General features: G+C 61.5%; 20 protein-coding genes. 14 read left to right on the top strand and 6 right to left on the bottom strand.

The genetic code is table 11. The features are described 5' to 3' along the window. The first annotated feature begins 42 nt into the window (after positions 1–42). Together BUC04_RS04660 and BUC04_RS04655 are read left to right on the top strand one after the other, a co-directional pair. The gene (locus tag BUC04_RS04660) at positions 43–360 is read left to right on the top strand and encodes a Bor family protein (RefSeq protein WP_067657576.1); all 318 of its coding nucleotides are present in this window, start codon (positions 43–45) and stop codon (positions 358–360) included. Next, entirely contained in the window at positions 357–683 is a 327-nt protein-coding gene (locus BUC04_RS04655; protein ID WP_067657579.1) for a Bor/Iss family lipoprotein, read from the top strand. Before BUC04_RS04660 ends, BUC04_RS04655 begins: the two co-directional genes overlap by 4 nt. 86 nt (positions 684–769) lie before the next feature. On the opposite strand, the gene BUC04_RS04650 is transcribed toward BUC04_RS04655, so the two are convergent. The 4 genes from BUC04_RS04650 to BUC04_RS04635 form a co-directional block, all read right to left on the bottom strand. Further along, positions 770–964, bottom strand: coding sequence for a hypothetical protein (locus tag BUC04_RS04650; protein WP_067657582.1), 195 nt, complete (start codon positions 962–964; stop codon positions 770–772). A 250-nt stretch (positions 965–1214) separates the two neighbouring features. Beyond that, on the bottom strand, positions 1215–1406 hold the full coding sequence (locus tag BUC04_RS04645; protein WP_143165538.1) for a hypothetical protein: 192 nt from the start codon (positions 1404–1406) through the stop codon (positions 1215–1217). A 354-nt stretch (positions 1407–1760) separates the two neighbouring features. Then, on the bottom strand, positions 1761–2042 hold the full coding sequence (locus BUC04_RS04640) for a DUF2897 family protein (RefSeq protein WP_067657588.1): 282 nt from the start codon (positions 2040–2042) through the stop codon (positions 1761–1763). A gap of 2 nt (positions 2043–2044) precedes the next feature. Then, positions 2045–2599: a cysteine hydrolase family protein gene (locus tag BUC04_RS04635; RefSeq protein WP_067657591.1), complete on the bottom strand. Its 555-nt coding sequence runs from the start codon at positions 2597–2599 to the stop codon at positions 2045–2047. A gap of 118 nt (positions 2600–2717) precedes the next feature. On the opposite strand from BUC04_RS04635, the gene recC reads away from it, so the two are divergent. The 4 genes from recC to BUC04_RS04615 all read left to right on the top strand — a co-directional run bounded on the left by recC (position 2718) and on the right by BUC04_RS04615 (position 12408). Further along, positions 2718–6191 carry an exodeoxyribonuclease V subunit gamma gene (gene recC / locus BUC04_RS04630; protein ID WP_067657594.1) on the top strand — a complete coding sequence of 1158 codons (3474 nt, stop codon included), beginning with the start codon at positions 2718–2720 and terminating at the stop codon, positions 6189–6191. A gap of 11 nt (positions 6192–6202) precedes the next feature. After that, a complete protein-coding gene (gene recB, locus BUC04_RS04625; protein WP_200804662.1) occupies positions 6203–9904 on the top strand; it encodes an exodeoxyribonuclease V subunit beta in 3702 nt (1233 codons plus the stop codon). Beyond that, the gene (gene recD / locus BUC04_RS04620; protein WP_067657600.1) at positions 9894–11909 is read left to right on the top strand and encodes an exodeoxyribonuclease V subunit alpha; all 2016 of its coding nucleotides are present in this window, start codon (positions 9894–9896) and stop codon (positions 11907–11909) included. The genes recB and recD overlap by 11 nt, the downstream gene beginning before the upstream one ends. Before the next feature lie 64 nt (positions 11910–11973). Further along, a complete protein-coding gene (locus BUC04_RS04615) occupies positions 11974–12408 on the top strand; it encodes a hypothetical protein (RefSeq protein WP_067657603.1) in 435 nt (144 codons plus the stop codon). Here BUC04_RS04615 and BUC04_RS04610 read toward each other — a convergent pair. After that, the gene (locus BUC04_RS04610) at positions 12394–12774 is read right to left on the bottom strand and encodes an MAPEG family protein (protein ID WP_067657606.1); all 381 of its coding nucleotides are present in this window, start codon (positions 12772–12774) and stop codon (positions 12394–12396) included. The two genes, BUC04_RS04615 and BUC04_RS04610, sit on opposite strands and share 15 nt — an antisense overlap. Positions 12775–13363: 589 nt before the next feature. On the opposite strand from BUC04_RS04610, the gene BUC04_RS04605 reads away from it, so the two are divergent. Both BUC04_RS04605 and BUC04_RS04600 read left to right on the top strand, forming a co-directional pair. Next, positions 13364–14311 carry a polyprenyl-phosphate transporter gene (locus BUC04_RS04605; RefSeq protein WP_067657609.1) on the top strand — a complete coding sequence of 316 codons (948 nt, stop codon included), beginning with the start codon at positions 13364–13366 and terminating at the stop codon, positions 14309–14311. Beyond that, entirely contained in the window at positions 14308–14901 is a 594-nt protein-coding gene (locus BUC04_RS04600) for a DUF938 domain-containing protein (protein ID WP_067657612.1), read from the top strand. Before BUC04_RS04605 ends, BUC04_RS04600 begins: the two co-directional genes overlap by 4 nt. On the opposite strand, the gene BUC04_RS04595 is transcribed toward BUC04_RS04600, so the two are convergent. Beyond that, a complete protein-coding gene (locus tag BUC04_RS04595) occupies positions 14898–16037 on the bottom strand; it encodes a GNAT family N-acetyltransferase (RefSeq protein ID WP_067657615.1) in 1140 nt (379 codons plus the stop codon). The genes BUC04_RS04600 and BUC04_RS04595 overlap by 4 nt on opposite strands. A 291-nt stretch (positions 16038–16328) precedes the next feature. On the opposite strand from BUC04_RS04595, the gene BUC04_RS04590 reads away from it, so the two are divergent. The 6 genes from BUC04_RS04590 (at position 16329) to BUC04_RS04565 (ending at position 20866) form a co-directional block, all read left to right on the top strand. Further along, complete coding sequence (locus BUC04_RS04590; protein WP_067657618.1) at positions 16329–17216, top strand: aspartoacylase; 888 nt, start codon at positions 16329–16331, stop codon at positions 17214–17216. A 420-nt stretch (positions 17217–17636) separates the two neighbouring features. Then, the gene (gene htpX, locus BUC04_RS04585) at positions 17637–18509 is read left to right on the top strand and encodes a protease HtpX (protein WP_067657620.1); all 873 of its coding nucleotides are present in this window, start codon (positions 17637–17639) and stop codon (positions 18507–18509) included. A gap of 168 nt (positions 18510–18677) precedes the next feature. After that, on the top strand, positions 18678–18995 hold the full coding sequence (locus BUC04_RS04580) for a cytochrome c3 family protein (RefSeq protein WP_306305288.1): 318 nt from the start codon (positions 18678–18680) through the stop codon (positions 18993–18995). A 250-nt stretch (positions 18996–19245) separates the two neighbouring features. Next, positions 19246–19542: a cytochrome c3 family protein gene (locus BUC04_RS04575; RefSeq protein ID WP_067657623.1), complete on the top strand. Its 297-nt coding sequence runs from the start codon at positions 19246–19248 to the stop codon at positions 19540–19542. A gap of 154 nt (positions 19543–19696) precedes the next feature. Continuing rightward, entirely contained in the window at positions 19697–20368 is a 672-nt protein-coding gene (queE, locus tag BUC04_RS04570; protein ID WP_067657626.1) for a 7-carboxy-7-deazaguanine synthase QueE, read from the top strand. Positions 20369–20656: 288 nt separating this feature from the next. Beyond that, positions 20657–20866 carry a hypothetical protein gene (locus tag BUC04_RS04565; RefSeq protein ID WP_067657629.1) on the top strand — a complete coding sequence of 70 codons (210 nt, stop codon included), beginning with the start codon at positions 20657–20659 and terminating at the stop codon, positions 20864–20866. The last annotated feature ends 30 nt before the right edge of the window (positions 20867–20896 follow it).

Genomic DNA, 20896 nt, shown 5'->3' with positions numbered 1-20896 from the left:
GCGAGCATGGGCTCAACATTAATCACCAAAAGGAATGTGGTAATGAAGCAACTCTTTCTGGCGGCGTCGTTGACGCTTTGCCTGTCGGCCTGTTCGACGGTGACCATCAAGCCGGACCCGAACGTCACGGTATCGAACCTGCCTAGCTACGAAGAAACCCGCCATTTCTTCATGTGGGGACTCGCCGGCGAAGAGCGGGTTAACGTCAAAGAGGTGTGTGGCGAACAGGGCGCTGCCCAGATGCAAAGCCAGGCAACCTTTCTTAACGGCCTGCTCAGCACCTTGACCCTGGGGATCTACTCTCCCCATTCGGTGAAGGTGTGGTGTTCAGATAAAGCTCTGAACCAGGAGGCGGTATGAAAAAGAGTCTTGTAGCGGTGGCGGCGCTGGTTCTGCTGTCCGGTTGTCACACCATTCACTTCGACCATGATCAGCCCGTAGCGACCAACCAGGCAGTAAGCCAGTCCCAGTGGCATCACAACATGGCGCTGTCACTGGTGGAGGTTAGCCAGCCTGTCAACCTGGAGCAGGCCTGTGGCAACAACGGTTGGGACAGCGTCACCACCGAAACCACTTTCCTCAATGGGCTGCCAACGGCAGTGATCCCTTACCTTGGTTTGCTCTGGACGCCGAAAACAGCGACGGTGCAGTGCCAGTCCGCGGATAGCCCCAGCGGCAGCTAACCCAAGGCAAAGAAAGACAAAAGCCCTGTCATCAGACAGGGCTTTTTTGCGGCACCGGCAGGGGATGAGCCGGTGTGCGCGAAACCTTAGCGAAGCAGGCCGATATCGCGCTGCAGGTGCGCCGGCAAGCTGTGGGCATCCAGGGTAACGGAGCGGGCCTGAGGCTTGGCGGTCAACACATCCATCAGGTGTGCCATCAGCCCTTTGAGGCTGACTGAGTAAGTGCGCTTGGGTTCAGAAACCGCAATTTCCAGGCTGTTGAGCCCCACTGACTGTGCCATATCTCCTCCACTCATCAGTTTGTTACGTTGGGTGCGTACAAATAATAGCCTTGAAGAGTCACCAAAAAACAATGACATATACTGGTTCTTCAGATTAGTTTTTCTAGGTCATCATGCAGAGCAAAGGATGTGGCAGCTCTGAGCAGGGAAGGGGGGGCGGAGCCATCCTGATGTTATGGCCTGGGGTTCTGAGGGACAGAAAGCACAAAGCCCCGTGATGAAACGGGGCTTTGTCGTTTCAGGGTTTGGATTATTTCGAGGGGATCAGCGTAGCGTGGTCGTAGGGACAGTGCAGCAGTTCACACAACAGGTGGGTGCGGCCGTGGTCTTTCATCCCGTGGGTATCGTGTAGCGGATCGGCTTCAGGACGGATGTTAGGGGTGAACATGGAACGGCCAGTAGGGGCCTCGATGATCTTTGAAGAGATTTTTACGCGGTGCATGCAAGTCATAAGTACTCCTTGTTCTGAAGATATGCGATAAAAGTTGCCTCATTGGTTATGATTGCCATTTAACTGTAACAAAAGCCTGCTAGAGGCCGCAACCGGGCGGACGCACATTTAATTAAAGCGACACAAAGTTGTAATAAATGTATGGATCGCGGAAAGGTCGGAGCAGCAGGGGGTTAGGGCGGGTCTTTTAGGAGCTAGGCGTTAAGAGCAAGGCTCTCGGTGCTGGGTGCTAGGAGTTAAGAGCAGGGCTCTAGGTGCTGGGTGCTAGGTACTAAGAGCAAAGAGCTGAAAGCTAATCACAAAGAGCCTGTTGCGGTGCGCCGACCGCGGGTGCCGGCGCCAGGGTCAGTCTTTCGATTTCTCGTCCGTTGAGGTGTTGGTGTCTGGCTTGCTGGACTGGGTGGGCTTGGCGTCCTGGCCCCAGTCGTCTTTGTCCCAACTGTCATCATCCCACTGCTCGGCTTCTTTGCGGCGTCGCTCGGCGGTGGCTTTCTGTTCCGGGCTTAACGGCTTACCGCCGATAAAGGGGGGCAGTTTCACCTTGGCGGTGTACTTCAACACCATCAGGTTGCTGACCACCACCCCAAGCACCAGGGCGATCAGCAACCAAAGTTCCCACTTCTCCATGATTACCTCTCTGCCAATTGAGCGACCCACTGTTCGGTAGTCTGGCAGATCACACCCATGTTGTGCAGATCCTCCTGGTTCGCCTGTGCCACTGCATCGCTTTGGCCGGAGCAGGCGTCGGTGAGTACGGTCACCTGGTGGTCACGATAGAGCGCATCCATCACGGTACCGCGGATGCAGTTGGGCCATTGGGTGCCACACACCACCAGCTCGCGGCAATCCAGCTCAGACAAGACACTGTCCAGCTCGGTTCGGTAGAAAGCACTGAACCGGGTTTTAACCACGATGGTCTCCCCCTCGGTGGGGGCCAGCTCGGCAATGGGCTCGGCGCCCCAGGTCTGCTCGATGCACACGGGGGCGTGGCGGCGAAAGGGTTCAGAGTCTGAGCCGTCCGCCTTATGATGACGCTGGATATGGATCACCGGCACGCCATTGAGCCGCGCTTGCTGCAGCGCCAGCGCCAGGGTGGGCACCGAAGGCAGGGCACCCGCGACGCAGGCCGCCCCATCCGGCGAGACAAAATCCTGTTGCATGTCGATGATCAGCAGTGCCTTCATACCCATTCCTTTCCGTGGCGCTCAAGATACCCTCATGCTGACAGCGACAGCGTGAAAAGACAATCGAGCCGGGCCTAAATTGGGTATGATGGCGGGACAGCAATACTGGGCAAAAGTGATGACCAAACAGGCAGATAAGCCGGAAGATAGGCAGCCAGATAACGCGTTTAACCAGGGGCCGGCCCTGACGCCGGGCTTGATGATGCTGCACAGCAACCGCATGGAGGATCTGCGCGAGCTGGTGGTGCAATGGCTCAAGGGCCACCCGCTGGCACCGCTGGAACCGGAGACCTTCCTGGTTCAGTCCAACGGCATGGCCCAGTGGCTCAAGCTGGCGATGGCCGCCGACGATGGCCTGGGCATTGCCGCCGCCATGTCGCTGCAGATGCCGTCACGCTTTATCTGGCAGATCTATCGAACCGTGCTGGGCGAAGCGGCGGTCCCCAAGGACTCGCCCTTTGATAAGCCCCAGTTGCGTTGGCGCTTGCTGCGCCTGCTGCCCGAGTTGTTGGCCGATCCCCACTTTGCTCCGCTCAAACGCTTCTTGGCGGACGACACCGATCTGCGCAAGCGCGACCAACTGTCTGAGCAGCTGGCGGACCTGTTTGACCAATACCAGGTGTACCGCGCCGATTGGCTGGCGGCCTGGGGCGAGGGGCGCGATGTGGTTATCAGCGCCACCGGGTTTGAGACCCCGGTGCCCAATGAGCAGGCTTGGCAGCCCAAGCTATGGCGCGCCATTCTGGCCGATCTGGGCCCGCAGGAGCGGGTCAACAGCCGCGCCACCTTGCACCAACGCTTCCTGCAACGCATCGCCGACGAAATGGATCCGGAACGCTGGGCCCATGCGCTGCCGCGTCGGGTTATCGTGTTTGGCCTCAGCGCCTTGCCGCAGCAAAGCATCGAGGTGCTGGCGGCGCTGGCACCCTACTGCCAGATCCTGCTGTGCGTGCAGAACCCCTGCCAGCACTATTGGGGTGACATCATCGAGCACAAGGAGCTGCTCAAGCGTCAGTTGCTCGCGCCCCGCCATCAGCGCAAGCCCGGGCTACCGGAGGTGATGGACGAGGCCAGCCAGCATCCCCTGGTGAACCCGCTGCTCGCCGCCTGGGGCAAACAGGGCCGGGACTACATCGGCATGCTCTATGAGTACGATCAGCCGGAGCAGTACCAGGGCGCGTTTGAACGTATCGACCTGTTCAGCTCGCCGCTGCTGGAGGGCGAACCGAGCCTGTTGAGTCAGCTGCAGGCGGGGATCTTCGAGCTCGATCCGGTACCGCAACCGCCAGCCCCGGTATCACCGGAGGATGACTCGATACGCTTTGCCCTGGCCCATAGCCGTCAGCGCGAGGTGGAGGCGCTGCAGGATGAACTGCTGCGTCGCTTTGCCGCCGATCCCAGCCTGCGCCCCACCGACGTCATCGTGATGATGCCGGACGTCACTGCCTATGCCCCGCATATCGAGGCGGTGTTTGGCCAACTGGACCGGCGCGATCCCCGCTACCTCCCCTTTGCCATTGCCGACCGGCCGGAGCGTGGCTTCGAGCCACTGGTGTTGGCGCTGGAAAGCCTGCTGAGTCTGACCGAGTCCCGCTTTGCGGTATCCGAACTGCTGGACTTGCTGGCGGTGCCGGCGCTGAGGGCTAGGTTTGCGATTGAGGAAGCCCAGTTGCCGCTGCTGCAGCGCTGGGTCGAGCAGGCCGGGGTACGCTGGGGCCTGGATGCCCAGCAGCGTCGCAGCCTGGCGTTGCCGGAAGACCTGGAACAGAACACCTGGCACTTTGGCCTGCAGCGGATGCTGCTGGGCTACGCCGTCGGCCGAGGCGAGCCCTGGGCCGGCATCGAGCCTTTTGATGAGATTGGCGGCCTGGATGCAGCGCTGGTGGGCAGTCTGTCACGCCTGCTGACTCACTTGGGCGGCTTGTGGCGAGCGCTGCAGCAGCCCCGCACCCCGGCCCAGTGGGTGGAGCAGATCCGCAGCGCCTACCAGAGCCTGTTTGCGCCCCAGGATGAACATGAACAACAGCTGCTGCTGCGCCTGGATGAGGCTCTGGTGCAGTGGCAACAAAGCTGTGAGCAGTCGGCGCTGGCGCAGCCGTTGCCGCTCACCGTGGTGAAACCCATCTGCATGGCCCCCTTCAGCGAGGGCGGCGTCAGCCAGAAATTCCTGGCTGGCCGCATTAACTTCGGCACCCTGATGCCGATGCGGGCGATCCCCTTCCGCCAGGTCTGCCTGCTGGGGATGAACGACGAGGATTACCCCAGAAGTCGACCACCGATGGACTTCGACCTGATGGCGGATCGCAGCCTGGGCAGCCAGTACCGTCCGGGTGATCGCTCCCGCCGCGAGGACGACCGCTACCTGTTTCTCGAGGCCCTGCTGGCGGCCCGCGACCACCTCTACATCAGCTACCTGGGCCGCAATGCCCGGGATAACAGTGAACGGCCGCCGTCAGTGCTGGTGGGGCAGTTGCAGGATCACCTGCGCCAGGGCTACCGATTGGACGGCCCCGACGCCGATGAGCGCGCCCTGCTGGCACACCTGACCCTGGACCACCCGCTGCAACCCTTTAGCCGTCGTTACTTCGATGGCAGCGATCCGCGCCTGCGCACCCACTCCCAGGAGTGGCGTGCGGTGCACCAGGCCCGAGAGGGGAGTGCAGCCGAGCCGCTGTCGCTGTGGCAACCGGAGGCCCCCATCGGTTTGGCAGAATTGGCGGCGCTGTTTCGCGATCCGGTACGGCTGCTGATCACCCGCCGATTGGGGGTATGGCTGCACAGCGAGTCGGAGGCGGCGGATGATCTGGAGCCCTTTGCCCTGGATGGTCTGGAGGCCTATCAGATCCGCACCGAGTTGATGGCGGTACTCAACGACAGCGAGCCGGAACAGCGAGAAGCGGTGCTGGCCCAGCGGGTAGCCCGGCTGCGCGGCCGGGGTCAGTTGCCCATGGGGGCCTTTGCCGAGCTGGCCAGCGACCACCTGGCTCAGCCAGCCCTGGCGGCCTTCGAGCGGGCGCAAAGCCTGCTGGCGGACAGCGAGATGATGGACGCGCTGGAGTGCTACCACAAAACCGGTGCGCTGGAGCTGGAGGCCTGGCTGACGGATCTGCGCCAGTCGGCCCAGCTCAACGGGGTCTTGCGTCTGGAGTGCGAACCCAAGGCGCTGCTCGACAGCCGGGGCCAGCTCAAGAATCCGCTGGCGCTGGTGGGGCTCTACCTGGCGCACCTGGCCGCCTGTAACCAGGGCCTGAGTCTGACCAGCTATTACGCCGGCAGTGACAGCCTGTGGCAGATCGAGCCCATCTCGGCTAGCGAGGCCGGTGCGCTGCTGGATCGCTTCCTGGACTTGTACCGTCAGGCGATGAGCGAGCCGCTGCCCATCGGCCCCCGCGCGGCCCTGGCTCAGCTGGCTCAGCAAGACCCCCGTGGTGCCTTCGAAGGCGGCGGATTCAGCTTTGGAGATCGCGACCGCAGTCCCTACATCGCCCGCCAGTTCAGTGATTTCTCTCAACTAGATGAGGCTCGCTTTATCGAACTGGCCGACCAACTCTATGGCCCCTTGCTCAGCGCACTGCAGAGGGCCGATGCATGACGGAGACAACGGTGACATCCGCACCTTCCGGGCAGCCGCCCGCTCAGAAGCTTGAGCCATTGACCTTTCCCCTGGCGGGTACCCGGCTGATCGAAGCCAGCGCCGGCACGGGCAAGACCTACACCATCGCCGCGCTCTACCTGCGGCTGGTGCTGGGCCATGACCAGCAAACGCCCCGTCCGCTCAGCCCGGAGGAGATCCTGGTGGTGACCTTCACCAAGGCCGCCACCGAAGAGCTGAAAGACCGCATCCGCCACCGTCTGGTGGAGGGGGCAGCCTGTTTCCGCGGGCTGGTGGATGGCGATCCCTATCTGAAGGCGCTCAAGGCTGATTTTGACCCCGCCGAGCATGCCCGCTGCGCCCTGCAGCTGGATCTGGCGGCGCAGCTGATGGACAACGCCGCCATCCACACCATCCACGGCTGGTGCCAGCGGATGCTGCGGGAACACGCCTTCGATTCCGGCGCGCTGTTCGAAACAGAAATGGAAACCGACAGCAGCGCCTTGCTGGACGAAGCGGTACGCGATTACTGGCGCACCCAGTTTTACCCCCGCGACCGCGACACCCTGCAGGCGGTGCGTCAGCTGTATGGCAGCCCCGAGGCGCTGCAAAAGGCGGTCAGGCCGCTGCTGGGCTTGGCCAGCCAGGGGGCGCTGCCAGCCCAGGGCGATCCCTTCGCGCTGGTGGCTCAGCGCCAACAGGCGGTAGCCCGCTGCAAATCGCTCTGGCAGCGGGAGTGGCCTCAGTTTTGCGAACAGTTCGAACAGGCCCTGGCCCAGGGCTGGGTCAAGAAAAACCTGGTCAAGCCGGAGCAGTTAAACCGGCTGCAACAGTGGCTGGAGGGGGAACAGCCACTGCCGCTGGATGGTCGCAACAAGCTGCTGGACCGCTTTACCCCGGAGAAGATGCAGGCGGCGCTCACTGCCGCGGGCAAGAAGCACGAGGGCACCGTCGCCGATTCTCCGCTGCTGTCGGCACTGGAATCCCTCATTCGCGAACTGGAGAAACTGGATCTTAAGCCGGCGCTGCTCACCGACGCCGCCGTCTGGGTGCAACAGCGGGTGGCCCAGGCAAAGCAGCGCCTGGCGCAGCTGGATTTTGATGATCTGATCCAACACCTGGGTGCAGCACTGAAGCGGCCGGAGCAGGGTGACCGGCTGGCAGCGTTGATCCGCACCCAGTTTCCGGTGGCCCTGATTGACGAGTTCCAGGACACTGACCCCACCCAATACGGCATCTTCCAGAAGCTCTACCTCAATCAGCCTGGCACCGCGTTGCTGATGATTGGCGATCCCAAGCAGGCGATCTACGCCTTCCGTGGCGCTGATATCCACACCTACCTGCAGGCTCGGGAGGACACCGCCGGGCGTCACTACACCCTGGACACCAACTACCGTTCGACCCAGGCGATGGTCTCAGCGGCGAACGCCCTGTTTACCCTGGGCCACCACCATCCCCGCAACACCTTTCTCTATGGTGAGTCGATCCCCTTTGAGCCTGTGAAGGCCAACGGTAAGGGGCGTCAGCTGAGCCACCAGGGCGAATCGCATCCGGCGCTGACCCTATGGTGGGACCCTTGTGAGGAGGGGGTGTGGAACAAGCAAAGCTACCTGGCGCGTCAGGCCAAGGGCTGTGCCGATCGCATCACCGAACTGCTCAATGGCGCCGAGGCGGGCACCACCGGCTTTGTTGATGGGGAGGGGCAGTGCCAGGCGTTGCAGCCCTCGGACATCGCCATCCTGGTACGGGACTTTACCGAAGCCCGGGCGGTGCGCCAGGCCCTGGCCGGCTGCGGCGTGCGCTCGGTCTACCTGTCGGACAAGGACTCGGTGTTTGCCAGCGAACAGGCCCAGGATCTGGTGTTCCTGCTGGAGGCGGTGGCTCAGCCTGAGCGGGAGAGCGCGGTCAAGGCCGCCCTGGCCACCCGCAGCCTTGGCTGGGACTGGGCCCGTATCGATGCCCTCAACAACGATGAGCTGGCCTGGGAGGCCTTGCTGGAGCAGTTTCGTCAACTGCGGCTGTGCTGGCAGCAGCAGGGCGTGTTGCCGATGATCCGGGCAGTGCTGGAGCAGTTTGACGTGGCGGGGCGGGCCTTGGCAGCGCCCGGTGCAGAGCAGGACAGCGGTGACGAGCGTAGCCTCACCAATTTGCTGCACCTGGCGGAGCTGCTGCAATCGGTCTCCAGCCGCTTCGATGGCGAGCTGGCGCTGATCCGCTATCTGGCTGAGCAGTGCCAGTCCGGCGGCGAGCTGGGGGATGATCAGATCCTGCGACTGGAGAGTGACTCGGAGCTGGTCAAGGTAGTGACCATCCACAAATCCAAGGGGCTGGAATACCCGGTGGTGTTCCTGCCCTTTATCCTCGGCTACCGTCAGGCCAGCGCCCAGGACAAGGTGCTGTTCTATCGCGATGCCCAGGGCCACAACACCCTCACCTTTGACGCCGATGACGAGGCATTGGAGCTGGCGGATTACGAGCGTTTGGCGGAGGACATCCGCCTGCTCTACGTCGCCATGACCCGCCCCAGTTTCGCCTGTTACCTGGGGCTGGCTCCGGTCAAGCTGGGTCAGCGTGGCAAGCGCGACCAGCCCAACACCCACCTGGGGGCGTTGGGCTGCCTGCTGGGCGGCGGCGCGGCACAGGATAGCGACGCGCTACTAACGGCGCTGCAGGGGCTGGCACAGCAGTCCGGGATCAGCCTGGAGACCCTGCCGACGCCGCGGGATGCGCGTTACCAACCCGGTCACAGCGAGCAGCCCCTGTTGCCGGCGTTACCGCCACCGGCCAGCCAGCCTCCCCATTGGTGGATCGCCTCCTATTCGGCGATGTTGAGGGGCATGGGCCATGGCAGCGACCCTGCCGCCGATCCCCACGGCGATCAGCTGGCGGAGATGGCGGTGGCAGCGCCGCTGGCCGAGGGGCAGAGCGAGCCGCTGGCGGGCACCATCCACGCCTTTCCCAAGGGGGCGGCCCCCGGTACCTTCCTCCACGACCTGTTTGAGTGGGCGGCGGAGCAGGGCCGGGCCCGCTGGGGCGCCGGCTTTGCCGACATCGAGCCTGGTCTGATGGCCCAGGAGATCAACGAGCGCTGCGACCGCTATGGCTACGGCGATCAGGCCCAGATGCTGCTGCCCTGGTTTGAACAGGCGCTGACCGTATCCTTGCCCCTGCCGGGTGCGGACCCCGCCGTTTCGACACAGCCAAGCCTGACCCAGCTGGACCAGGTACAGGCGGAGATGGAGTTCTGGCTGGCCAGCCACCGGGTGGATACCCAGCAGGTGGACAAGCTGGTGACCGAGGCCCTCTGGCCCGGTGAGCCGCGCCCGGCGCTGCAAAGCGCGCAACTCAACGGCATGCTCAAGGGCTTTATCGATTTGACCTTCCGGCTGGGAGAGCGCTACTACGTGGCCGATTACAAGTCCAACTTCCTCGGCCCGGATGAGCAGGCCTACACCCCGCAGGCGATGAAGGCAGCTATGTTGAGCCACCGCTATGACCTGCAGGCCGCCCTCTACGCCCTGGCGCTGCATCGGCTGCTCAGCGCCCGTTTGCCGGACTACGATTTTGACCGCCACGTCGGTGGCGCACTCTACCTGTTCCTGCGCGGCATGAGCCCGGCGCGCCCAGGCAATGGCGTACTTGCCCTGGCGCCGGACAGAGCCTTGATTGAGGCGCTGGACACACTGTTTCGAGAGGTAAAGGATGCAGGCTGAGATGACCTCGCCACTGGCGCAACTGGAACAATACGTTGAGCTTCGCTGGCTGCGGGCGCTGGATCTGGCCTTCGCCCAGTTGCTGCAAACCGAGGCGCCGGACACCCCGCAGCCGGTGCTGCTGTGCGCGGCCCTGGCTAGTCATCAACTGGGCCGTGGCCATATCTGTCTGGATCTGGCTGGCCTGCTGGCCGAGCCTGAGCCGCTGCTGGCGCTGCCACCCCCGGGCCGGGAGTGGGAGGCACCAAGCCGGCCGGGCCAGTGGCTGTCAGCCTGGCACCTGGAAGAGCTGAAGGCACAGCTGGCGGCGAGCGCCGTGGTGGATGCCGACGGCGAGGGCAGCGCGCCACTGGTGCTGTCCGGCGAGCGCCTCTACCTGCGACGCTATTACCAGTACGAGGGACGCATTGCCGATATCCTCGCCCTCAAGGTGGCGCAGGAGTTCACGCTGCCGGAAGATCTGCCTCAGCGCTTGGCCACCCTGTTTGATCCACTCAAGGATGCGGAGGAGCGCGCCGGCAGAACCCCGCATTGGCAGAGCATCGCTGCGGCCCTGGCGGCCCGCAGTGGCGTGACCGTGATCTCCGGTGGGCCCGGCACCGGCAAAACCACCACCGTGGTGCGCCTGCTGGCGCTGCTGCAGTCACTGGCGCTGGAGTCCGGTAACGAACGGGGCCTGCGCATTGAACTGGCCGCCCCCACGGGTAAGGCCGCGGCGCGGTTGTCGGAGTCTTTGGCCGGCACCCTGGCGGGCATTCGTGCCGGTACCGTAGCGGAGATCCCGGCGGAGGTGGGGGCGCTGATCCCCGCCGAAGCGGGCACCCTGCACAGGTTGCTCGGCGCCCGGCCCGATACCCGCCATTTCCGCCATCACGCTGGCAACCCGCTACACCTGGATCTGCTGGTGGTGGATGAAGCCTCCATGGTCGATCTCGAGATGATGACCGCCCTGCTGGAGGCGGTGCCGGCCCATGCCCGCTTGATCCTGCTGGGAGACAAGGACCAGCTGGCCTCGGTCGAGGCGGGGGCGGTGCTGGGGGATCTCTGCCTGCACGCGGGCCAGCCCCGTTACCAGGCGGATACTCGTGGTTTTATCTATCGTGCCACCGGCTTCGACCCGGAGGCGTACCAGGGCCCTGGCAGCGACCTGGAGCAACAGATCGTGATGCTGGCCAAGAGCCATCGCTTTGATGCCCAGTCCGGTATCGGCCAGCTGGCCTTCGCGGTCAATGCCGGCGACATGGGCCGGGTACGTCAGGTATGGCGACAGGGCTTTGGTGACATCGGCTGGCTGCAACCCAAGCAGCGCAGCGACCAAGCGCTTAAGGCGCTGGTGCTGGATGGCCAGCAGTGCCACCTGCAGGCCAAAGGGGAGGCGCAGACTCAACCCTGGGGCTATCGGGGCTATCTTGAGCTGGTTAAGGCCGGGGCCGGTCAGGACAGCGACGCCTGGTGCCGCAAGGTGCTTGATGCCTTTGGCCGCTTTCAGTTGCTCTGTGCCCTGCGTGACGGTGACTGGGGCGTGTCTGGCCTTAACACTCAGGTGGCCCAGTGGCTGGCCCAGGCGGGGCTGATCGACAGCACCGAGGGATGGTATGCCGGCCGCCCGGTGATGATGATGCGCAACGATTACAGCCTGGGCCTGATGAACGGCGATATCGGCCTCTGTCTGCCGTTCGAGGTGGAGGGGCAATCACTGCTGAGGGTGGTGTTCCCGCTGGCCGATGGCAGTCTGAAGCGGGTGCTGCCTTCCCGCCTGACCGCGGTGGAGACCGTCTACGCCATGACAGTGCACAAATCCCAGGGCAGTGAGTTTGCCCACACCGTGATGGTGTTGCCGGAGCACGGCAGTCCGGTGCTGACCCGGGAACTGGTGTATACCGGCATCACCCGGGCCCGGGACTGGTTTACCCTGGTGGCGCCCCAGCCCAGCCTGCTGGCGGAGGCGGTTAGCCGACAGACCCACAGGACCAGTGGTCTGACCCAACGCCTGGGATTGAGTTAAAAGCTGTTTCTTCTCAGAACGTTGCGCTACATTGGATGAGTTGAAAGGTGAAGTGAGAGTAGGCATGGACGCTGAATTCCCCCTGCGTCAGTTTCGGCTGTCGTTTTGCAACATCCTGCAGTGGAGCGATTTCCGCTTTGAGCTTTTGGTGGACGAGGGGCTGGAGATCAGCGCCGAGCAGTGCCGGGAGGTCAACGCCTTCTGGCCGGCGCTGAGGGAGCAGCCCTACGTGTTGCTGGTCAACTGCGAGCAGCCCTTCTCCTACAGTTTCGAGGCCAGCATGGAGATTGGCGATCCCGCCTTGCAGGAACGCGTTGCCATCTATACCCCCAACGCCGCCAGTCGTTTCGCCCATGACTCGGCGGTGGCGCTTAACCTGATGCGCTACCCCGACAAGAAGGTTCAGTTGTTTGATCGCAAAGTCGATGCCCTCGACTGGCTGGCCCAGGGGGAAACGGCGATCCGGGCTCAGCTCAAGACCAACTCAACCAGCCAGTAGGGCCAGGTAGAGGCCAACAAAGAGGCCAAACACCACGGTGGCAGAGCGCAGCGTCGGCCGGTCGCCGATGTAAAACAGCGGATGTGCCAGTCGGGTCAGCAGGAACAGCAGCGACGGCAGCGCCAGGGCTTCTAGTGGGGCACCACGCAGTTGACTGGCCAGCAGGCCGGCGGAGAAGAAGCCCAAGGCTTCCCAGGCATTGCGTTGGGCCGATGTGATTCGATGCGCGGTACCACTGAGTTGCGCATCCTGCTGACGGGGGTGGCGGGTATCGATGTTGCCCAGGTGGCGAAGCTTGTACCAGCCCCCCAGGCCCGCCAATAGGTAGGGGATCAATGCCAGGGCAATCAACACCAGGTAGGCCATGATGTCGCCTCAACAAGAGCGGAAACCCAAAGTGTAAAAACAAAACGGCCGCTGTACCTAATGGTCAGCGGCCAAGTGTGCTTTCGCCTTAGTTATGGGTTGTACCGTCTCTTTCCCCTAAAAGAAGCCGGTGGGGCGAATGGGAACAGACTATCCAATTTGGCGGCAAAAGTCCGATGATTCTTTTTCATGATGGTGCTTTTGTGGTCGACTTCACTGTGGCTGGGGCGGGGTGTGAGCCTGCCAACAAGCTGGCCAGGAACATCGTGGCGATCACAGACCCGGCGGCCAGGCAACAAAAAGGCCGCTAAACTGAAGTTCAGCGGCCGAGTAGGATTTCGCCCTTGTTGTCGTTTTACCGCCCCCTTCCCCTAAAAGAGTCGGCTCGATGGCGAATGGCTATAGATTACTCATTGCCCGGGTCGCTGTCCTGTGATTTGTTAGACGCACAGGTGAAACTGTGCAGTCTCTCACCGTTCGTCCGCGCCAGCGTGATGAGGGTCACAACCGGGGCCCTGCTCGTCCGTGTGAACCCCCATCAAACCCGTTATACTGCCGGCAATACTACTTAGGGATTTGAATTCGAAAGATGAAAATTGAGCTTTCGACCTTTTTCAAAGGCATGGCCATGGGCGCTGCGGACGTGGTGCCTGGTGTCTCCGGTGGCACCATCGCCTTTATCAGTGGCATCTACGACCGGCTGCTGGAAAGTATCCGTCGTATCAATCCCAGCCTGATTGGTCTGGCCCGCAAGCAGGGAGCGCGCGCCGCCTGGCAACACATCGATGGCGCCTTTCTGCTTACGCTGTTTGGCGGCATCGCCGTCAGCATTCTCTCCTTGGCCAAGCTGATCTCCTACCTGCTGGTGGCCCACCCGGTGCCTCTGTGGAGCTTCTTCTTCGGCTTGATCACCATCTCGCTGGTACACATCGCCAAGCAGGTGCCGCAGCACAACCTGGCCAGTGCCAGTTCAGCGCTGGTGGGGTTCCTGCTGGCCTGGTTGCTCACCGTCAGTCACCCCCTGACCCTGGATGCCAGCGGCTGGAACCTGGTACTGGGTGGCATGCTGGCCATCTGCGCCATGATACTGCCGGGGATCTCCGGCAGCTTCATCCTGTTATTGCTGGGGCTCTATACCCCGGTGATCGGCGCCATCAAAGGGTTGGAGATCGGCACCCTGGCGCTGTTTGCCTGTGGCTGTGTGTTGGGACTACTCACTTTCTCCCACCTGCTCTCCTACCTGTTAAAACGCTTTCGCAGCCACACCCTCTCTTTCCTATGTGGCTTGATGCTGGGCACTCTCAATAAGGTCTGGCCCTGGAAGGTGGCACTGAGCACTCGAATCAACTCCAGTGGCGAAGAGGTGGCGGTGACCGAGCGGGCATTGACCCCCTGGGGCTATGAGTCGGTAACCGGCCAGGATCCACAGCTGTTGCTGGCGATTGCGGCGATGGCCTTGGGCGTTCTGCTGGTGTGGGGGCTGGAGCGTTATGCCGGCCAGACCCAGGACGCTGACCCACAGCAGGCCCAATCTTGACCCTGCCATTCTCCCAGGCCTGCGAGAACAACCGGGCCGCCATCGCCGAGGTGCTGGTGCCAGCCTTTGCCGATTGCAGCCGGGTGCTGGAGTTGGGGGCGGGTACCGGTCAGCATAGTGTCTACCTGGCACCGAAGATGCCGTGGCTGACCTGGCAGGCCACGGACCTGCCCGAGCGTTTGAGCGACATCAGCCTGTGGCATCAGGCCCACCCCAGCGCCAATCTGGCGCCGCCTCAGGCCGTGGACGTGGCGCAACCCGAGTGGTCGCTGATGCCTGCGGATGGGGTGTTCAGCGCCAATACCTGCCACATCATGCCCTGGGCGGTGGTGGAGTTGATGTTTGCCCACCTGCCGCGTTACCTGTCTGAGCAGGCCACCTTGTGCCTCTATGGCCCCTTTAACGACGATGGCCGCTTCACCGCGGAATCCAATGCCCAGTTCGATCTCTGGCTAAAGCAGCGCGACCCGAGTATGGGCATACGCGACTGGCAAGCCGTGGACCGACTGGCGCAGCAGGCGGGGCTGTCTATGCAGGCGCGCCACCCCATGCCAGCCAACAACCAGATCCTCTGCTGGCAACGGGGCTAGCCCTGGCGAAAGGGCAGCTGTTCACGCAGCGCCTGACGCAACTCCCTGACCGCCTCCTCCTCCTCCTGGCAAAATGCCTCGATGGCCTGCTGAAACGCCGGTTGCATCAACACGCAGTTGCCCCACACCGTCACCGGTTCAAAGCCACGACTGATCTTGTGTTGCCCCTGGGCACCCGGGTCGAACCGTTGCAGCCCCTGGCGCAGGCAAAACTCAATGCCCTGATAGTAGCAAAGCTCAAAGTGTAGTCCCGGCAGGTCAATCAGGCTGCCCCAGTAGCGACCGTAGAGGCAGCCTGAGTCAAAGAAGCACAGCGCCGCGGCCTGGATCTGCCCCTGCTGCTCCGCCGTGAACAACACCATCTGCTCCCCCATCTCCCGCCCCAGCGCTTGAAACAGAGCCAGGCTCAGGTAGCCACCATGGCCGGAGCGCTTCAGGTAGGTGGCCTGATAGCAGCGGTAGAACTGCTGCCACTGGGTTTCACTCATCTCGTGGCCGTAGTGCTGATTCAGCGCCAATGCACTGGCCGCAACCCCCTGACGCTCCTTACGGATATTCTTGCGCTTGCGGGCGGTAAACCGGGTCAGGTACTGCTCGAAGTCCTGGTCGCCGGGGTTAAGCCAGTGGTATTGCAGGTCCTGCCGCTGCAACCAGCCCTGCTCGGTCAGGGCCTGGCTGGTGTGCTCATCAGCAAACAGCAGCTGATAGCCGGAAGCGTCCAGTTGCTCGGCCCGCCGCGACAGGGCCTCGCCGATCACCGCGTACAGGGTGGTGGGGTCGCTGTTCGTTGCCAGGCCAATACGGGGGCCATAGCTGGGGGTAAAGGGGATGGCGCTGACCAGCTTGGGGTAGTAGGCCAGGCCATGACGGTGGTAGGCGTCGGCCCAACTCCAATCGAACAGGTATTCACCGTAGGAGTGCAGCTTTACGTAGCAGGGCAGGGCAGCCACCAGCGAACCGTCCTGCTCAATGATCAGGTGCTGAGGCAGCCAGCCACTCTCTTTGCCCACGCACTGGTGGGTTTCCAACGCCTGCAGAAAGCGGTGTTGGATAAAGGGGTAGTCCGTGTTGAACAGCCCATTCCAGTGGTCAGGCGGGATGGCGTCGATCCCATTTTCAAAGCGTGCGGTATACACCCTGTAGCCCCAGTGCGAATTGCGTAGGGATTATCCTGACGCATGGTGGCGCAGGGGTCTAGCCTGGGCTTTCTTTCCAGGCTGGTGAAAAAAGCGACAGCGCCCAAAGGCCCGCGGGATCGGACCTTTCCTAGTTATCCACAGACTTAATCCCAGATTTTGTGGGTAAGCATAAAATCGAAAAAACGCAAAGATTGATTTAATATTCGTCACTTGCAACCCCTGGCTCTTGTGCTTTGGGTGCTTAAAAAGTCATTCTTCGTGACTGAATAGATAGAGACAGGGGTAAATATGGAACCGCTTTCTGTGGTTGTGGTGGGGGGAACCCACGGCAACGAGTTTTCCGGTATTGAACTGGTTAAGCGCTGGCGCCGCCAACCGCTGCAGCGCGAGGGGCTGTCGATCCAGACCCTTTGGTCAAACCCCAAAGCGCATCAGCAGAATCGACGCTATCTGGAGCAGGATCTCAATCGCCAGTTTGAGCTCGATAAGCTGGCCGACGGCGAAGCACGGGACTACGAGCCACTGCTGGCCAAGTCTCTCAACGCCCAAATAGGCCCCAAGGGCGCCAGCAAGACCGATCTGGTGATCGACTTGCATAACACGACCTCCAACATGGGTCCCACTCTGATTTTGCTGGAGAGCGATCCCTGGCATCGTCGCCTGGCCGGGTTCGTTAAGGCTCGGATGCCGGAAGCGGTCATCCTGCTGGAGGACATCAAACCGGCGCAGCAGTGGGGTTACCTCTGCACCCTGGGCAAGCGGGGCGTCATGGTTGAGGTTGGTCCGCAGCCCCAGTCGGTGTTGCGTCCGGAGATCCTGGAGCAGATGGCCACCCTGACCGAGCTGGTGCTGGATTACGCTAGCCTGGCACACCTTGGCGATCTGCCCGAGCTGCCGGCGGAGGTGGAGGCCTTTCGCTATCGCGACACCCTGCGTCTGCCTTTGGATCAACAGGGTCAGCCGCTGGGCATGGTACATGCCAATATCGATGGCAAAGACTTTACTGAACTCAAACCGGGTCAGCCTGTTTATCAGCTGTTTAGCGGGGAAGAGGTGCTCTTTGATGGGACTGAGAGCGGCTATCCGCACTTTATCAATGAAGCCGCCTACTACAACACTCACAACGCGTTCTCGTTGGCAGACAAGGTGTGCCTGACGATACCGGCCAGTGAATAGGGCAAAGCGCGACTGTTTACAGTGGGTTGATAAGTGTAACTGTGTATGTGGAACGACACATTTTCACGGCGGTTAAGTCAGCTGAGACGGTGGTGTCGGCAATTGCCATGGACAAAGATTGCACTTTCGTTCAAGCAAGCGAAGTCAAAAAACTTATGACTTTTAGTCATTTGTATATAAATAAAAGATCCCTAAATACTAGATATGGTGGTTGAAGCAAAACTTTAGCTGCATATACTGGATTTACGCGTTGTTTGGTATTCCCAGTACCAAGCCCATCAAAGCCGCCTCCCCAGGGCGGCTTTTCGTCCCTGAACGGAAACCAAATCTTTACGATTCCTGCCTTGAATTTGCCGCGCCCTGACCCAATTATCTCTGTCATGGCGGCGTTGCGGCGCCGCGGCTTAACTAGGAGTAATAATGAAGCGTATCGTATTGTTTCTGCTGACCAACCTGGCGGTTATGCTGGTGTTCTCGGTGGTACTTTCCATTCTGTTCTCGGTGCTGGGCATCGACTACCACAGCGTCGCCGGCTACGCCATGGTGGCGGTGGTCTTCGGCATGAGCGGATCCCTGATCTCGCTGCAGATGTCCAAGATGATGGCCAAGAAAACCATGGGCCTGCAGGTTATCGACCAGCCCCGTGACGAGAACGAAGCCTGGCTGATGGACACCGTAGCCCGTCAAGCCCAGCAAGCGGGCATCAAGATGCCGGAAGTGGCGGTCTACTCCGCCCCGGAGATGAACGCCTTCGCCACCGGCCCGAGCAAGAACAACTCCCTGGTGGCGGTGTCCACTGGCCTCATGTACGGCATGAACCGCGATGAGGTGGAGGCGGTACTGGCCCACGAGGTCAGCCACGTAGCCAATGGCGACATGGTGACCATGGCGCTGGTGCAGGGCGTGGTAAACACCTTTGTTATCTTCATCGCCAAGATGATCGCCGGTGTGGTGAGCGGTGCCCTGAGCAACGATGAAGAGGGCGAGCAGGGTGGCGGCATGACCTTCTTCGTGGTCGACCTGATCCTGCAGATCGTGTTCGGCATGCTGGCCTCGCTGATCGTGATGTACTTCTCCCGTCAGCGTGAGTTCCGCGCCGACAGCGGCGGTGCCGCCCTGGCCGGCCGAGAGAAGATGATTGCAGCGCTGGAGCGTCTGCGCCACGGTCATGAAAGCACCATGCCCGCCAACATGGCGGCCTTCGGTATCAGCGGTAAGAAGACCATGTCTGAGCTGCTGATGACCCACCCGCCGCTGGAACAGCGCATCGATGCCCTGCGTCGCGGCGCCTGAATCTCGGTGAAAAAAACAAAAGCGGCTTCGGCCGCTTTTTTTTGTTTTGAATCAAATGGTAGATTCATCAGCGCCTTATACTCGACAGTTCAATTTGTTATAGCTAGCATGTTGCGCTAGTTTTGATTAATTGTGAGCAAATGGGCTGCGGCCCCCAAGGAGAATGCGATGATGAAGCGATGGCTGATGGTGTTGTTACTGGGCCTGGGTATGGCGGCGGGCGCGCAAGCGGCGGATGTGCTGGCCGATATTCACGCCGACATGGCAGGTTGTGAGTCCTGCCATGCCGATGGTGAACCCTCCAGCGACGGTGCCTATGAGAACGAGACCTGCGTGGGATGCCACGGTGGCATGACTGAGATTGAAGGTGATCAGCACGCGGCCCACGATGGCATGCTGGTCTGCTCTGACTGTCACGCGGTGCATGAGCACACCGCTGCCGCAGACGCCAGCGGAGCTTGTGCGGATTGTCACGACGACAAGTAGTCGGGTTCTCCACTTGAACTGAGCGTCGGCAATGGCCGGCGCTTTTTTTATCCTCAAAACCGCTATTGCGCTGCCTGGACACCGGCGATAAAGCCATTCCTTTTCCGAGGTTATTGGCAATTTTTGCGATCCGATCAACGGTTTAGCCAGTCTCAACTTGGTAGAGTTTGCCCCGAGCCAAGGCTCGACGGTGACGTCAGGGCTGGTGAGTGGCCCTTTGCCTTGGCCAACACTTTGTGAGGATGAGATTATGTTTAAGAAGTTGCTGGTTGCCGTATTCGGCATCGGTATGGCGTTTGGCGCTGCCGCTTCCATCGCTGACAACCACGCTGACATGGGTGGTTGTGAGTCCTGCCACGCTGACGGTGCTCCGTCCGCTGACATGGCCCACGAGATGGAGCAGTGTGTTGCTTGTCACGGCGACATGGCTGACCTGGGTAGCCCGCACGAGGAGCACGATGGCATGCTGAACTGCAGCGACTGCCACGTGACCCACGACCACGAAAGCGCCGCTGACGCGAACGCGACCTGCGAGTCCTGCCACTAATCGGGCATCGACTTACAGTTCAAAACGCCGGCATCTGCCGGCGTTTTTTGTTTGTGCGCCCAAGTACCGTGCAACGAAGTGGCAAAGGAACCCGGTCTGAGCAACGCGCTGCGGCCCGGAAGTGATACCATAGCGCCTCGATTGAGGAGGGGCGATGCAATACCCGGTTAATGAAATCTTCGAAACCCTCCAGGGGGAGGGGTTCTACACTGGCGTTCCCGCGGTGTTTTTGCGCTTGCAGGGGTGCCCTGTTGGTTGTGCCTGGTGCGATACCAAGCACACCTGGCACTGTGATCCCGAGCTGAAGGTGGATGCCGAGCAGGTGATCGGCGTGTCCGGCGACAAGGGACACTGGAGCCAGTGGCCGTTGTCAGCCTTGGTAGCCCACCTGACGTCGGGACAATACACGGCACGCCAATTGGTGATCACCGGTGGTGAGCCCTGCCTCTACGACCTGACGCCGTTGACCGAGGCGATGAGCGAGGCGGGCTGGCAGTGCCAGATCGAGACCTCCGGCTGCTTCCAGGTGCGTTGTGATGCCAACACCTGGGTGACCGTCTCCCCCAAAGAGGGGATGAAGGGCGGCTTGGCGATCCAGCCGCAAGCGCTGACCCGAGCCAACGAGATCAAGTACCCGGTGGCCACCGAGCAGCACATCGATAACCTCAAAGCCCTGTTGGCTACCCTGCCTGATGGGGCGACCCCGGTGGTGGCACTGCAGCCCATCAGCCAGCGCCCCCGCGCCACCAAGCTTTGCATCGAGCAGTGCATCGCCAACAACTGGCGCCTCTCCGCCCAGGTCCACAAGTACCTGCAGATCGACTGAGTTCACAAAATTTGATCTGTGGTTGTCGCCGGCTGCCTGAGAAGTGGCGGCAACCGGTAGGCGCAATGGACGCTGTAACGTCGATATCGGTGGTCGCGAGGGCGCAGCTCAACGTAGAAACGGGAGCTGGACCACAGGCGAACTGGGAACTCGGCATCTTAGTTGGTAAATCGCTGTTTTGCTCGGTTATACTTTCGAAAAGCAACGTTCATTATCGACTGGTTCCCTACCGAGGGATCCGGTAGAAATGCACTGTCTATGGCGCCGTGCAATCACAGGAGAAAAAGAGTGAAGAAAACCCTACTGGCCTTGGCCGCTTTGACCTTAGTCGGATGTGGTGGACCGGAAGCGGTCTGGACCCACCCCAGCAAAGACAATCAAGGCTTCCTGGCGGACCGGGAGTTTTGCACCCGTCGTATCGATCCGGCTCAAGCCAACTTCCAAGGGCGCTTCGAAGAGTGCATGGGCCAGTTTGGCTGGAGTCAGCAGGCTAAGTAAGCGTTGCTGCAGAATTTTGAAAAGGGGGCC

The organism is Ferrimonas marina (assembly GCF_900129905.1).
GTDB classification, from domain to species: domain Bacteria; phylum Pseudomonadota; class Gammaproteobacteria; order Enterobacterales; family Shewanellaceae; genus Ferrimonas; species Ferrimonas marina.
Note: the sequence above shows the minus strand (reverse complement) of the source record. Positions and strands in the feature narration are given on the sequence as shown.